This window comes from Modestobacter sp. Leaf380 (genome assembly GCF_001424485.1).
In the GTDB taxonomy this organism is placed as follows: domain Bacteria; phylum Actinomycetota; class Actinomycetes; order Mycobacteriales; family Geodermatophilaceae; genus Klenkia.
The window spans coordinates 267,965-282,265 of sequence record NZ_LMQC01000019.1 but is presented as its reverse complement, the minus strand read 5'-3'; the positions used below and the strand labels follow the sequence as shown (position 1 = coordinate 282,265).

The 14,301-nt window shown below is 72.3% G+C and carries 11 protein-coding genes; 10 read left to right on the top strand and 1 reads right to left on the bottom strand.

The genetic code is table 11. The features are described 5' to 3' along the window. Window positions 1–25 precede the first annotated feature (25 nt). From ASG41_RS13800 to ASG41_RS13780, 5 genes are all read left to right on the top strand, one after another. On the top strand, window positions 26–421 hold the full coding sequence (locus ASG41_RS13800; RefSeq protein WP_304438029.1) for a molybdopterin-binding protein: 396 nt from the start codon (window positions 26–28) through the stop codon (window positions 419–421). 43 nt (window positions 422–464) lie between these two features. Beyond that, window positions 465–1,265 carry a molybdate ABC transporter substrate-binding protein gene (gene modA, locus ASG41_RS13795; protein WP_056295710.1) on the top strand — a complete coding sequence of 267 codons (801 nt, stop codon included), beginning with the start codon at window positions 465–467 and terminating at the stop codon, window positions 1,263–1,265. Window positions 1,266–1,318: 53 nt separating this feature from the next. Beyond that, entirely contained in the window at window positions 1,319–2,104 is a 786-nt protein-coding gene (gene modB / locus ASG41_RS13790) for a molybdate ABC transporter permease subunit (RefSeq protein WP_200938901.1), read from the top strand. Then, the gene (locus ASG41_RS13785; RefSeq protein ID WP_056295703.1) at window positions 2,101–3,159 is read left to right on the top strand and encodes an ABC transporter ATP-binding protein; all 1,059 of its coding nucleotides are present in this window, start codon (window positions 2,101–2,103) and stop codon (window positions 3,157–3,159) included. Before modB ends, ASG41_RS13785 begins: the two co-directional genes overlap by 4 nt. Window positions 3,160–3,372: 213 nt before the next feature. Beyond that, window positions 3,373–6,627: a DUF5695 domain-containing protein gene (locus ASG41_RS13780; protein WP_056295699.1), complete on the top strand. Its 3,255-nt coding sequence runs from the start codon at window positions 3,373–3,375 to the stop codon at window positions 6,625–6,627. Between the two features lie 70 nt (window positions 6,628–6,697). Here ASG41_RS13780 and ASG41_RS13775 read toward each other — a convergent pair whose 3' ends face one another. Beyond that, on the bottom strand, window positions 6,698–7,732 hold the full coding sequence (locus ASG41_RS13775; protein ID WP_056295696.1) for a LacI family DNA-binding transcriptional regulator: 1,035 nt from the start codon (window positions 7,730–7,732) through the stop codon (window positions 6,698–6,700). Between the two features lie 308 nt (window positions 7,733–8,040). Between ASG41_RS13775 and ASG41_RS13770 the strand changes: the two genes are divergently transcribed. The 5 genes from ASG41_RS13770 to ASG41_RS13750 all read left to right on the top strand — a co-directional run bounded on the left by ASG41_RS13770 (window position 8,041) and on the right by ASG41_RS13750 (window position 14,299). After that, the gene (locus ASG41_RS13770) at window positions 8,041–9,288 is read left to right on the top strand and encodes an ABC transporter substrate-binding protein (RefSeq protein ID WP_200938895.1); all 1,248 of its coding nucleotides are present in this window, start codon (window positions 8,041–8,043) and stop codon (window positions 9,286–9,288) included. Between the two features lie 80 nt (window positions 9,289–9,368). After that, a complete protein-coding gene (locus tag ASG41_RS13765; protein ID WP_056295690.1) occupies window positions 9,369–10,328 on the top strand; it encodes a carbohydrate ABC transporter permease in 960 nt (319 codons plus the stop codon). Then, window positions 10,325–11,242: a carbohydrate ABC transporter permease gene (locus ASG41_RS13760; RefSeq protein ID WP_200938893.1), complete on the top strand. Its 918-nt coding sequence runs from the start codon at window positions 10,325–10,327 to the stop codon at window positions 11,240–11,242. The genes ASG41_RS13765 and ASG41_RS13760 overlap by 4 nt, the downstream gene beginning before the upstream one ends. Window positions 11,243–11,244: 2 nt before the next feature. Continuing rightward, entirely contained in the window at window positions 11,245–13,224 is a 1,980-nt protein-coding gene (locus tag ASG41_RS13755) for a glycoside hydrolase family 127 protein (RefSeq protein ID WP_056295687.1), read from the top strand. 1 nt (window position 13,225) lies between these two features. After that, window positions 13,226–14,299, top strand: coding sequence for an ABC transporter ATP-binding protein (locus tag ASG41_RS13750; RefSeq protein WP_056295684.1), 1,074 nt, complete (start codon window positions 13,226–13,228; stop codon window positions 14,297–14,299). The last annotated feature ends 2 nt before the right edge of the window (window positions 14,300–14,301 follow it).

Genomic DNA, 14,301 nt, shown 5'->3' with positions numbered 1-14,301 from the left:
CAGATGCGTGTCTATGGTGCGCGATGTGACTGCCACCTACCGGATCGCCGAGGCCGCGGAGCTGCTCGGGGTCAGCGACGACACGGTCCGCCGCTGGATCGACAGCGACCGGCTCGCCGCCTCCCGGGGCGGGAGCGGGCCGGCCCAGGTCGACGGCGCCGACCTCGCCCGGGTGGCCACCGAGCTGCGCGAGGCGCCGGCGCCGGGGACGACCAGCGGCTCCAGTGCCCGCAATCGGCTCACCGGCATCGTCACCCGCGTCGTCCGGGACACCGTGATGGCGCAGGTGGAGATCCAGTGCGGCCCCTACCGGATGGTCTCGCTGATGAGCCGCGAGGCAGCCGACGAGCTGGGTCTGGAGACCGGCGTGCGCGCCGTGGCCACGGTCAAGGCCACCCAGGTCAGCGTCGACGTCCCCTGATCCCACCGGAACGACAAGAGCCGGAACGACGAGAGAAGGCCCCGTGCGTCTGCGTGCTCCCCTGACCCTGGCTGCCGCCGGGCTGCTCGCCCTCACCGCCTGCGGGGGGTCCACCACGGACGCCGCGTCGCCCGCCGACGGGACGGCGGCCGGGGGCGGGCTGACCGGCACGCTCACCGTCTTCGCCGCCGCCTCGCTGACCGACGTGTTCACCGACCTGGGGGACCGGCTGATGGCCGACAACCCCGGGCTGACGGTCACCTTCAACTTCGCCGGCAGCTCCGCGCTGGCCACCCAGGTCACCCAGGGCGCACCGGCCGACGTGTTCGCCAGCGCCAACCAGACCCAGATGACCGTGGTCACCGACGCCGGGCTGGCCGACGGCGACCCGACGGTGTTCGCCGAGAACGTGCTGGCCATCGCCGTCCCCGAGGGCAACCCGGCCGACGTCACCGGCATCGCCGACTTCGGCGACGCCGACCTGACCCTGGCGGTCTGCGCACCGGACGTGCCCTGCGGGGCGGCCGCCGAGCAGGTCTTCGAGGCTGCCGGGGTCACCGCGCAGCCCGACACCCTGGAGGAGGACGTCCGCGCCGCGCTGACCAAGGTGGAGCTCGGCGAGGTGGACGCCGCGCTGGTCTACGCCTCCGACGTGCAGTCCGCCGCGGGCCGGGTGGAGGGCATCGCGTTCCCCGAGGCCGAGGACGCCGTCAACGACTACCCGATCGCGCAGCTGTCGGATGCGCCCAACCCCGAGGCCGCCCGGGCGTTCCTGGACCTGGTCGGGTCCGACGCCGGGCAGCAGGCGCTCACCGACGCCGGGTTCCGGAGCCCGTCGAACTGAGCACCGCGCCCGCCCCGCCCCGGCGCCGTCGTCGACGGCCCCGGGGCGGTGGTGTGCCCGCACCCCTGCTGGTCCCGGCGCTGCTGGGCGTGGCGTTCCTGGTGCTGCCGCTGGTCGGGCTGCTGGTCCGGGCGCCGTGGTCGGACCTGCTGCCCCAGCTGGCCGAGCCCCAGGTCGGCCAGGCGCTGCGGCTGTCGCTGCTCTCGGCGACCCTGGCGACCGCGGTGTCGCTGGTCCTCGGCGTCCCCATCGCGTGGGTGCTGGCCCGCTCGACGCTGCCCGGCCGGTCGGTGCTGCGCGCGATCGTGACCGTGCCGCTGGTGCTGCCCCCGGTGGTCGGCGGCGTCGCGCTGTTCCTGGTGCTGGGCCGGCAGGGGATCGTCGGCCGGTTCCTGTACGAGCAGTTCGACCTGACGATCCCGTTCACCACGACCGCCGTGGTCATCGCCGAGACGTTCGTGGCCATGCCGTTCCTGGTGATCAGCGTGGAGGGCGCGTTGCGCGCCGCCGACGCCCGCTTCGAGGACGCCGCCGCCACCCTGGGGGCCGACCGGTGGACGACGTTCCGCCGGGTGACCCTGCCGCTGGTGGCCCCCGGGGTCGCGGCCGGCGCGGTGCTCTGCTGGGCCCGGGCGCTGGGCGAGTTCGGCGCCACCATCACCTTCGCCGGCAACTTCCCGGGGACGACGCAGACGATGCCGCTGGCGGTCTACCTGGCCCTGCAGTCGAACCCGGAGGCGGCGATCGTGCTGTCGCTGGTGCTGCTGGGGGTCTCGCTGGCCACCCTGCTGCTGCTGCGCGACCGCTGGCTGGGCCGCTCGGGGAGCCCGGTCGCGTGAGCCTGCGCGCGCACGTCGTCGTCCGGCGGGGGGCACTGCTGGTCGACGTCGACCTGACCGTCGCCGACGGCGAGGTGCTGGCCGTGCTGGGCCCCAACGGCGCCGGCAAGTCCACGGTCCTGCGGGTGCTGGCCGGGCTGCTCGCCCCGGACGGCGGCCGGGTGGCGCTCGACGTCCCGGGCGGTGAGGTGGTCTGGGACGACGACGAGGTGCACGTCCCGCCCCACCAGCGGCCGCTGGGCGTGGTGTTCCAGGACCACCTGCTCTTCCCGCACCTGTCGGTGACCGACAACGTGGCCTTCGGGCTGCGCACCCGCGGGGTCCGCCGGGCCGCCGCCCGGACGACGGCCGGCGCGTGGCTGGACCGCGTCGGCCTGGCGGGCCTGGGCGACCGGCGGCCGACCCAGCTGTCCGGGGGGCAGGCGCAGCGGGCGGCGCTGGCCCGGGCGCTGGTGGGGGAGCCCCGGCTGCTGCTGCTGGACGAGCCGTTGTCGGCCCTGGACGCCCGCACCCGGCTCACCGTGCGCGCGGAGCTGCGCCGGCACCTGGCCGAGTTCGCCGGCTGCACGGTGCTGGTCAGCCACGACCCGGTGGACGCGATGGCGCTGGCCGACCGGGTCGTCGTCGTCGAGGACGGCGTCGTGGTGCAGGAGGGCACCCCGGCCGAGGTGGCCCGGATGCCGCGCACGGACTACGTGGCCCGACTGGTCGGGTTGTCGTTGCTGCCCGGGCAGGGCCGGGGGACGACGGTCGTGCTGGACGGCGGGGGAGTGGTGGCGGTCGGGGAGCCGGCCGAGGGACCGGTGTTCGTCGCCGTCCGGCCCGAGACGGTGGCGTTGTACCCGGCCCGTCCCGAGGGCAGCCCGCGCAACGTCTGGCCGGTCCGGCTGGTCGGCGCGACGCCGCACGGTTCGACGGTGCGCTGCGACCTGGGCGGTGAGGTGCCGCTGACCGCCGACGTCACGGCGACGGCGTTCGCGGAGCTGGGCCTGGTGCCCGGGTCCTCGGTCTGGGCCTCGGTCAAGGCCTCCGAGGTCGCTGTCTACCCGCGCTGAGAGGGCCGCCCGCCGGCGGACCGAGTCGTCTCTGATCAGCGCAAACACCGCAACCTGCGCGGTGGTCAGCGAAAGTCCGAAAAGCCTTTCCTGACCCCAGTGGTGTGACATAGCTTGCTCTCAGGCCTGGCCCCGTCGACCCGACGGGAGCCCGCGTCGGCCGGCCCCCGCAGTGCCCGCGGGGACGAGCCCCCATCGACCTGGAGGACACCGATGTCCGACACCACCCTGCCCTCCCGGGACCTGTCCCGGCGCCGCTTCCTCGCCGGCTCGGCCGCTGCCGGGCTCACCGTCACCATGGCCGGGGCGCTGCCCACGGCGGCCTTGGCCGCGGGGCCCAGCTTCGACCTGGCCTCCGGCGTCTTCGACGTCCGGATCGACCAGGCGACCGGGGCGATCCACACGCTGGTCAACCCCGCCGACGGGCTGCGCACGAACTACGTGGCCAACCCGACGTCGCGGCCCGCCTTCGACATCAACGACTCCCGGTGGACCGGGGACGTCCTGCTCAACGTGCGTCGCGCCAGCGCGACGGCGGGGACCCCGATGACGACGAGCCTGTCCGACGACATCCGCCAGGTCACCTCCAGCGCTGCCGGCGTGCAGGTCACCTACGCCGGCACCCCGGCCAACGCCAACGGGATCCGCGGTCTGTCGCTGACGTCGGCCTACAGCCTCACGGGCACCGCGCGGGACCGGCTGTCCTGGACGATCACCCTGAAGAACACCTCGACCGAGGCCCTGGAGATCCAGGACCTCGGGTTCCCGGTGCTGATGAACGCCTTCTGGAACGCCGGTGACCAGACCGGCATCTACGAGCAGAACGTCGGCCGGCACTCCTTCGTCGGCAAGGACGGCTCCTACGTGTACTGGCAGCGCCCCAACGGCGTGGGTCCCTACCTGGTGATGACCCCGCAGCCCGGGACCGGGCTGGAGTTCAAGAACAAGGCGGGGGAGGGGGAGGGCCCCTTCGGCGAGGTCACCCCCAGCTTCGAGGGGGTCGTGGAGTTCTACATCCACTCCAAGGCCGTCGCCTTCGCCCGCCGCAACGACGCCGCCCAGTACCTGCCGGCGACCTCCACGACGCTGGCCCCCGGCGCCGAGAGGACCTGGGGCTTCACCTTCCGCTGGGCCGGGGACTACAAGGACCTGCGCGACGTCCTGTTCGACGCCGGCGTCGTCGACGTCGTCTCGCTGCCGGGCATGGTCATCCCGCAGGACACCGCCGCCACCCTCGCGGTCCGCGCCAAGGACGGCATCACCGGCGTCGTGGCCCAGGGCACCCAGACGACCATCACCCCCCGCGGCACGCGCAACGGGTACCAGCTCTACGAGCTGCGGTTCACCGGTCTGGGGCCCCGCTTCGTGACCGTGCAGTACGGCACCGGCCGGGAGTCGGTCCTGCAGTACGCCTCGATGCGCCCGATCGAGGAGCTCATCGAGTCGCGCACCACCTTCCTGACCACCAAGCAGCAGGCCCGTACGACCCGCGGGTACGACGGCGCCTACCTGCAGTGGGACATGACCCGCGAGCGGCTCATCACCTGGGACGACTACCCCCCCGGTGGCTGGAAGGAGTGGATGGCCGGCGGCTCCGACGACCTCGGGCTGGGCCCGGCCGTCTTCCTGGCCGAGAAGAACCTGCGCTCGCCCAAGCAGGCCGAGATCACCTCGATCGACTACTACCTGCAGAACTTCATCCTGGGCTACATGCAGAGTCGCACCGAGAACGGCCAGCGCACCTGGCAGGTGTACCGCTGGTACGACGGCCGCGACGACACCCCGAACGACCAGCAGGTGTGGCGCGCCTACAACTACGTGCACATCGCGAACACGTACTACCTGATGTACCAGGTCAAGAAGGCCTACCCGGCCCTGACCACGGCGTTCACGCCGGCGCAGTACCTGGACATGGCCTACCAGACGCTCAACGCCATGTTCACCAAGATCCCGCTGCCCACGCCGATCGGTGACGCGGCGCGGATCCACGGGATGATGGGGGAGTCGACCTACCCGGACATCCTTGCGGCGCTGGACGCCGAGGGGCAGACCACCCAGTCCGCCCGGTTGCGCTCGCTCATCGAGGCCAAGCGCGACTACCTCTTCGGGCAGGAGTACCCCTTCGCGTCCGAGATGAGCATCGACACGACGGGCTTCGAGTCCAACTACACCCTGGCCAAGACGTACGGGAACCGGGCGCTGGCCGACAAGTGCATGACGGCGTCGCTGGCCTGCCGCGGCATGCAGCCGCTCTGGTACTTCTACGGCTCGGACAACCGGCACATGGGCGAGTCCTGGTGGAACCTGGGCTACGAGTGCCAGCTCGGCGCCTGGCAGCAGCAGGACTACCTGAGCACCTACGCCGCACCCACCGACCGCGACTTCGACGACGCCATGCGCTCGACCTACGGTGCCTGGCTGGCCGGGTGGGCGCTGATCAACTCCGGGCAGATCAGCCCCGCGGCGGTGAACACCGGGGCGGCGGCCTGGATCTTCCAGAGCGAGAAGGGCGCGATCGCCAACTACAGCAACATCCCGATCCTGGACGGCTGGTGGGCCTGGTCCGGCGAGGCCGACCTGGGCTTCTGGGGCGGGTTGAGGTCGGCGTCGGTCAACGTCGTGGACGACGACGTCGTGGGGCTCTACGCCTACGGCGGTGACCTGACGCTGACCTCGGGCGTGCAGACGATCGTGCCCAAGGACGGCGTCCGCACCGCGTTCACGATGTACAACCTGGGCACCCTGGGTGTGCAGCTGGCCCGGACCCGCTACACCCGGGCCGAGGTCGCCACCGACCGCAGCCGGATCACCCTCACGCTGCAGAACGTCTCCGGCGGCACGTACTCCCCGCGGATCACGGTCACCAACCTGCCCGCGGGCAGCTACGCCGTCTCGGTCGACGGTGCGGTCACCGGCACGCAGCTGGTCAGCGACGGCCGGCGGGCGACCGTCGAGGTGCCCGGCCTCACCGGGGCCTCGAGCGTGGTGGCGCTGACGGCGCAGACCAACGTCGCCGGGGCCGCGGCGGCGGCCGCCTCGTTCACCGCCGCCTGGAACCGGGTGGGCGGCCTCAACGACGGCGCGCAGCCCACCACCTCCCGCGACGTGTCCCCCAATGACAACGCCACCACCTGGGGGGCCTACCCGCAGGTGAGCCAGCAGTGGGTCGAGTACACCTGGCCCGCGGTGCGGAGCCTGCGCCGGGTCGGGGTCTACTTCGTGGACAACCTGGACGCCAACGGCAACGGCATCACGGTGCCGGCGTCCTGGTCGGTGCAGTGGTGGGACGCCGGGACGAGCACCTGGCGCGCCGTCGCCGGCGCGAGCGGCTACCCGACCGCGGCGAACACCTACAACACCGCGACGTTCACCCCGGTGACGACGACCAAGCTGCGGCTGGTGCTGAACGCGCGCGGCACGGTCAGCGGCAAGGGCAGCCTGGGCATCAAGGAGTGGCAGGTGTTCTGAGCCGGGATGGCCGGGCGGGTGGGGCGTCTCGACGTCCCGCCCGCCTGCCTGCCGGCTCAGCCGGCAGCGGTCAGTGCAGCGGCGCGGTGGACGAGCGCGTCACGACGCGGCCGGCCTGGATCTCCACGCCGTGCCCCTCGCGGCCCTCGATCGCCGCGGCCAGCCGCAGCGCGGCGACCCGGCCCAGGTTCTCCAGCCCCGGGTCCACGGTGGTCAGCGGCGGCCGGGAGTCCAGGCTGAGGACCTCCCAGTTGTCGTAGCCGATCACCGACACCTCCTCGGGCACCTTCCGACCGGCCTCAAGCAGGGCGTCCAGCACGCCTCGGGCGATCTGGTCGGAGCCGGCGAAGACCGCGTCCAGGTCCGGGTCCCGGTCCAGCAGCAGCCGGGTCGCCCCGCGCCCCCAGGCCTCGCTCCAGCTGCCGTACATGACCTCGCCGCCGGCCAGCGCCAGCCCGGCGTCGGACAGGGCGCCCAGTGCGCCGGCGGCCCGATCGTGCGAGGCGCCGTAGCTGGGGTCCCCGGTGATGTGGGCGATCCGGCGCCGGCCGCAGGTGACCAGGTGCTCGACGGCCATCCGCCCGCCGGCCTGCTCGTCCACGACCACTGACATGTCCGCGGGGTCGTCTGAGGGGGCGTAGGCGTAGACGACGGGGACGCCCAGGTGCCCCAGCGAGTGCCGCGGGTCGGGCCGGGCCCCCACCACGATGAGCCCGTCCACCCGTCGGGAGATCAGAGCGCGCAGGTGGTGCTGCTCGCGGAGCCGGTCACCGCGGGCGTCGCACAGCAGCACCGACATCTTCTCCGAGCCGAAGGCGTCCTCGACGCCGCGCATCACCGGGATGCTGAACCGGCCGACGAGGTCGGAGGTCAGCAGCCCCACGGTCCCGCTGCGCTGGGACACCATGCCCTGCGCCATCGCGTTCGGGGAGAAGTCCAGCTCTTCGGCAGCGTTCTGCACCCGGAGCCTGGTCGCCGCGCCCACGTGCTGGCGGTTGTTGAGCGCCTTGGACGCCGTGGCGATCGAGACCCCGGCCCGGGCAGCCACCTCCCGCAGGGTCACCGCCCGCCCACGGCGCGCAGGGACGACCTCGTCGAGCGTCACGGATCTCCTCCCTGCCGAGTGTCTACTGCGACACATCGGGACTCTAGCGCGAGGCCCTTGACCGCATGCCGTGTCGTCGATATGGTCCGAAAACGTTTTAGCGACGTGGATCACGAGCGCGGCGTCGAGGGGTCTTGTACCAACAGGGCAGCTCGATCCCGACCGCCTGGGGCGCCATGCTCGTCCGAAACTGTTTTCTGAAGTACAGGTGCGGCGAGACCACGCCGCTGACAGGAAGGCACGACACGATGACGTGGACACCACGCCGCCGCACCACCCGGGTTGCCGCAGCGCTCGCTGTGGCCACCATGACCGCAGCACTGGGCGCCTGTGGAGGTGGCTCGGACGGGCCCGCCGCCACCGGTGACGCCTCCAACGTGGAGGGCGTCGACGACGGCACCACCCTCACGCTCTGGACGCGCGCCCCGCTGGAGGCCCAGGCCAACCTGCTGGTCGACGCCTACAACGCCAGCCACGACAACCAGGTCGAGCTGACCGTCGTCCCCAACGACGACTACGTCGCCAAGGTCGGCGCGGCCGCCGGTTCCGGCGACCTGCCCGACCTGTTCGCCGCCGACGTCGTCTACCTGCCGAACTGGACCTCCGCGGGCCTGTTCAGCGACATCACCGAGCGCATCGGCAACCTGGACTACGCCGACCAGATCAACCCCGCCGTCCTGGACGCCGGCACCTACGAGGACCAGCAGTACGTGCTGCCCTTCGTGCTGGACCTCTCGGTCATGTTCTACAACAAGGACCTCTACCGCGAGGCCGGTCTGGACCCCGAGCAGGGCCCCACGACCCTCACCGAGTTCCGTGACCAGGCGCTGGCCGTGCAGGCGCTGAACAAGCCCGACACCTACGGCACCTACTTCGGTGGCAACTGCGGCGGCTGCGGCGTCTTCACCTGGTTCCCGATGCTCTGGGCCAGTGGCGAGGAGGTCCTCGAGGACGACGGCACCACGGCCAACCTGGCCAGCGACACCGCGCAGGACGTGTACGGCATCTGGCGCGACCTCGAGGACGCCGGCGCCATCGCGCCCGGCGCCGCCGACGAGACCGGTGCGACCTGGACCGCCGCGTTCCAGGAGGGCCAGATCGGCGTCATGCCGTACCCGGCCACCCTGCTGCAGACCGCCGACGAGACCGTGGACGTCGGCGTGACCGCCATCCCCGGGATCGACGGTGGCACCTCGACCTTCGTCGGTGGTGACGGCCTGGGCATCAGCAAGGACTCCGACACGCCCGACCAGGCCTGGAACTTCATGCAGTGGCTGATGAGCGAGGACGCACAGGTCGAGGTGCTGGCCGCGAACAACGTGACCCCGGCCCGCGCGGACTTCCTGGACAACTCCTACGCGACCGACCCCCGGGTCCAGCTGATCAACGAGGTCTCGACCGCCGCTGACAGCCAGACCCCGATCGCGCTGAACTTCCAGCAGGCCTTCAACGCCGTCGGCAGCCCGTGGAGCACCTTGTTCCGCAACCAGGTCTTCGGCGACGCCTCCACCCTCGAGGCCGACAACGAGGCCATCACCGAGGCACTCCAGCAGTAGCGCTCCCACGGTGCCGCCGGCCTCCGGGCCGGCGGCACCCTGCAGCCCCACCGAGCGCCGACCTGGACGAGGAGAACTCCATGGCGACCACCCACAGCACGGCCCCTCCCCCCACGGAGGACGGTCCCCGCCGTCCGGCCGTGCGCCCGCGCGTCACCCGCCGGGCCCGTGCGCGACGACGTCAGGGCGCGCTCTACGCCGCCCCGACCGCGCTGTTCCTCATCGTCTTCTTCGTCGTCCCGGTCATCCTGGTGTTCCGGATGTCGGTCTCGGACTGGGGCCTGTTCACGGGGGACCTGGGGCTCAACGCGCCCGAGAACTTCACCAAGGCCCTCGACGACCGGCTCTTCTGGCCGGCGGTCTGGTTCACCCTGAAGTACACGGTCGTGACGACCGTGATCCTGCTGGGCCTGGCGCTGGCGATGGCCCTGGTCGTCCAGGAGTCCGGCCGCTGGTCGGCCTTCGTGCGGACCTCGTTCCTGGTGCCCAGCGCGCTGGGCCTGGCCTCGGCGTCGCTGCTGTTCTACGCGCTGTACTCACCGCAGGCCAGCCCGTTCAACGCCGTGCTGGAGTGGACCGGGATCAGCGAGGACCCGGTGTCCTTCCTGGGCAGCCCGGACCGCGCGCTGTGGTCGACCGTCGCGCTGGTGGTCTGGCGCTTCGCCGGCTTCTACATGCTGCTGCTGCTCGTGGGGCTCCAGTCGATCCCCGGCGACGTCTACGAGGCCGCCCGCCTCGACGGCGCCAGCGCGCTGCAGACCTTCCGCCGCATCACCCTGCCGCTGCTCAAGCCCTCGCTGGCGCTCTGCACGATCCTGTGCGTCACGGGCTCGCTGCTGGCCTTCGACCAGTTCTACATCCTGACGAAGGGCGGGCCGGACAACAGCACGGTCACCATCGTCCAGCTCGTCTACTCCATGGCCTTCCAGGGCTCCAACGACCTGGGCCGCGCCGCGGCCCTGTCGATCGTCGTGCTGGGCGGGCTCATCGTGCTCAACGCCGTCCAGTTCCTCGGTCTGCGAGGGGACAAGGACGCATGACCACCACACCCGTGGCCTCTGCCGCGCCGTTGACCGACGGCGCCGACCCGGCCGCCACCCCCACCACCGCCAGCATGGGCCGGCGCCCCCGACGTCCCTCGGCCTCGCTGGCCAGCATGGGCCAGCGGACCTTCACCGGTGGGCTCGCGCTGCTGTTCCTCTTCCCGATGCTGTGGGCCGCCGTCTCCTCGGTCTCCCCGCAGGGCGGCACCGCGCAGACCGACGGCTACGGCTTCGCCAACTACGAGACGCTGGCCAACTACCAGGCGGGCATCGGGCAGTACCTGCTCAACTCCACGATCGTCTCGGTGCTCACCGTGCTGCTCACCGTCGGGGTCTCGCTGCTGGGCGGTTACGCCTTCGCCCGCTTCCAGTTCCCCGGCAAGAACCTGCTCTTCCTGGGCACGCTGGCGATCCTCATGGTCCCCTACGCGACCCTGCTGATCCCGCTCTACGTGCTGCTCAACGACCTGGGCATGCAGAACTCGCTGGTCGGCCTGGCGCTGGTGCTGACGATGTTCCAGCTCCCCTTCGCCACCTTCATGATGCGGATCTCCTTCGAGGCCGTGCCCAAGGAGCTGGAGGAGGCGGCCCTCGTCGACGGCTGCGGGAGCTTCACCGCCCTCGTCCGGGTGCTCCTGCCCGCCGTCCGGCCCGGCCTGATCACCGTGGGGATCTTCGCGTTCCTCGCGGCCTGGAACGACTTCATCACCCCGCTGATCCTGATCTCCGACTCCACCAAGGTGCCGCTGCCGCTGGCAGTCGCCAACCTGCGCGGCCAGACCATGGGCATCGTCGACTACGGCGCCACCGAGGCCGGCGTCGTCGTCCTCGCGCTGCCCTGCGTCCTGATCTTCCTCCTCCTGCAGCGCCACTACGTGCGCGGCTTCATGTCCGGCGCACTCAAGGGATGACCGTGACCCTCACTTCCACGACCACATCGGACGACGTCGTCCGGACGCCGTCCGCCCGCGGACCGGTGGCCCCCTCCCGCGGCACGCTGCAGCCGTTGCGCCTGGACCAGGTCGCGGTGACCGGCGGCCCCTGGGGCCGGCGGCAGGACGTCAACGCGGATGCCACGCTGGCCCACGTCGAGCACTGGCTCGAGCGCGAGGGCTGGCTGGGCAACTTCGACGCCACCGCCGCCGGTGCCTCCGGCGCCGACCGGGCCGGCCGCGAGTTCGCCGACAGCGAGACCTACAAGCTCCTCGAGGCGATGGCCTGGGAGCACGGCCGCACCGGTGACGCCGAGCTCGACGCGCGACTGCAGGCGATCGTCGCCCGGGTCGCGGCCGCGCAGGCCCCCGACGGGTACCTCAGCACCGCCTTCGGGCGCCCGGGCACCCCCGACCGGTGGACCGACCTGGAGTGGGGCCACGAGCTCTACTGCCTGGGCCACCTGTTCCAGGCCGGTGTCGCCCGGGCCCGGACGGCCGGCCCGGACCTGCTGCTGCAGGTGTGCACCCGCGCCGCCGACCTGGTGTGCGACGTCTTCGGACCCGGCGGCATCGAGTCGGTCTGCGGGCACCCGGAGATCGAGCCGGCGCTGGTGGAGCTCTACCGGGTCACCGGTGAGCGTCGCTACCTGGAGCAGGCCCGGCTCTTCCTGGAACGCCGCGGCCACCAGGTGCTCTCCGAGATCGAGTTCGGTCGCTCCTACTTCCAGGACGATGAGCCGATCCGGGACGCCGAGGTGCTGCGCGGGCACGCCGTGCGCGCCACCTACCTCTCCTCGGGTGCCGTCGACCTCGCCGTCGAGACCGGTGACGACGAGCTGCTGGCCGCCGTCGTGCGGCAGTGGGACGCGACCGTCGCCCGCCGCACCTACCTGACCGGTGGCATGGGCTCCCGGCACCAGGACGAGGCGTTCGGCGAGGACTTCGTGCTTCCCCCGGACCGGGCGTACTCCGAGACGTGCGCAGGCATCGGCTCGGTCCAGCTGGCCTGGCGCCTGCTGCTGGCCCAGGGCGACCCCCGCTACGCCGACCTGATCGAGCGCACCCTCTACAACGTCGTGGACGCCGGTCCCTCGGCCTCGGGCACCGCGTTCTTCTACACGAACACGCTGCACCAGCGGGTCCTGGGCACCGTCCCGGACCCCGACCAGGCGGTGCCCCGCGCGGCCTCCTCGCTGCGTGCCCCCTGGTTCGCGGTGTCCTGCTGCCCGACCAACGTGGCCCGCACCTTCGCCAGCCTGCAGACCCTGCTGGCCACCACCGACGACGAGGGCGTGCAGGTCCACCAGTACGCCCCGGCCACCCTCACCGCCGACCTGCCCGGTGACCGGCGCATGGCCGTCCGGGTGGTCACCGACTACCCGCGCAGCGGTCGGGTCGAGGTCGTCGTCGACGAGGCCCCGGGCACCCCGGTGACGCTCACCCTGCGGGTGCCGTCCTGGGCCGTGGGCGCGACGCTGTCCGACGGCGGCACCACCTCCCCGGTGGCGCCGGGGTCGGCTGCGGTCACCCGGGTGTTCGCCGCCGGGGACGTCGTCCGCCTCGACCTGCCGGTCGCCCCGCGGTTCACCGTGGCCGACGGCCGGATCGACGCCGTCCGGGGCACCGTGGCCGTCGAGCGCGGGCCGCAGGTCCTCTGCGTGGAGTCCGTCGACCTGCCGGGCCGGGTGCACGTCGACGAGCTCGTCGTGGACACCTCCCAGCCCCCGGTGGAGGTCGACGGCGAGGTCCAGGTGCAGGGCTGGCTGCGGCCGCACGCCGACGCCGCCTGGCCCTACGGGACGCCCGGGGAGCCGGCGCCCGCCGCGTCGACCCCGACGCAGCCGGTCCGCCTGGCCCCCTACGCGGACTGGGCCGAGCGCGGTCCCACGACCATGCGCGTCTTCCTGCCCGCGGCCTCCACCACCGCTCCCGCCACCACGACCCCCCAGGAGGCCTGACATGGCCGCAGTGACCTTCGCCCAGACGACCCAGCGCTACCCCGGGTCGGACCGCCCGGCCGTCGACGGGCTGGACCTGGAGATCGCCGACGGCGAGTTCCTGGTGCTCGTCGGCCCGTCGGGCTGCGGGAAGTCCACCTCGCTGCGCATGCTGGCCGGCCTGGAGGACGTCACCGAGGGCAGCATCCTGATCGGGGGCAGGGACGTCACCGACCTGCCGCCCAAGGACCGCGACATCGCGATGGTCTTCCAGAACTACGCCCTCTACCCGCACATGACCGTCGGGCAGAACATGGGCTTCGCGCTGAAGATCGCCGGGATGGACAAGGCCGAGATCTCCCGGCGGGTCGCCGACGCCGCTGAGATCCTCGACCTCACCGAGTACCTGGACCGCAAGCCCAAGGCGCTGTCCGGTGGTCAGAGGCAGCGGGTCGCGATGGGCCGGGCCATCGTCCGCAACCCCCAGGTCTTCCTGATGGACGAGCCGCTGTCCAACCTGGACGCCAAGCTGCGCGTGCAGACCCGCACCCAGATCGCCTCGCTGCAGCGCCGCCTGGGGGTCACCACCGTCTACGTCACCCACGACCAGGTGGAGGCGATGACGATGGGCGACCGGGTCGCCGTGCTCAAGGACGGCGTCCTGCAGCAGGTCGGCACCGCCCGCGAGCTCTACGACCACCCGGACAACGCCTTCGTCGCGGGCTTCATCGGCTCCCCGGCGATGAACCTGCTCCCCGCCCGGGTCGAGGGCGGTGAGGTCGTCGTCGGCGGTCTGCCGATCCCGCTGCCCGCCGGTGTGCAGGCCTCCGGTGAGGTCCTGCTGGGCATGCGCCCGGAGGCCGTCTGGCCCGCCGACGCACCCACCGGGCTGGCCGTCGAGATCGACGTGGTCGAGGAGATCGGCGCGGACGCCTTCGTCTACGGGCGCCCCCAGCACGCCACCGACCAGAAGACCCCCTTCGTCGTCCGGGTGCCCGGTCGCGGCGTGCCCCGGGCGGGACAGACGTTGCACCTGGACGTCGACCCCCGCCAGGTGCACCTCTTCGACCCGGCCTCCGGCCTGCGTCTGGGCTGACC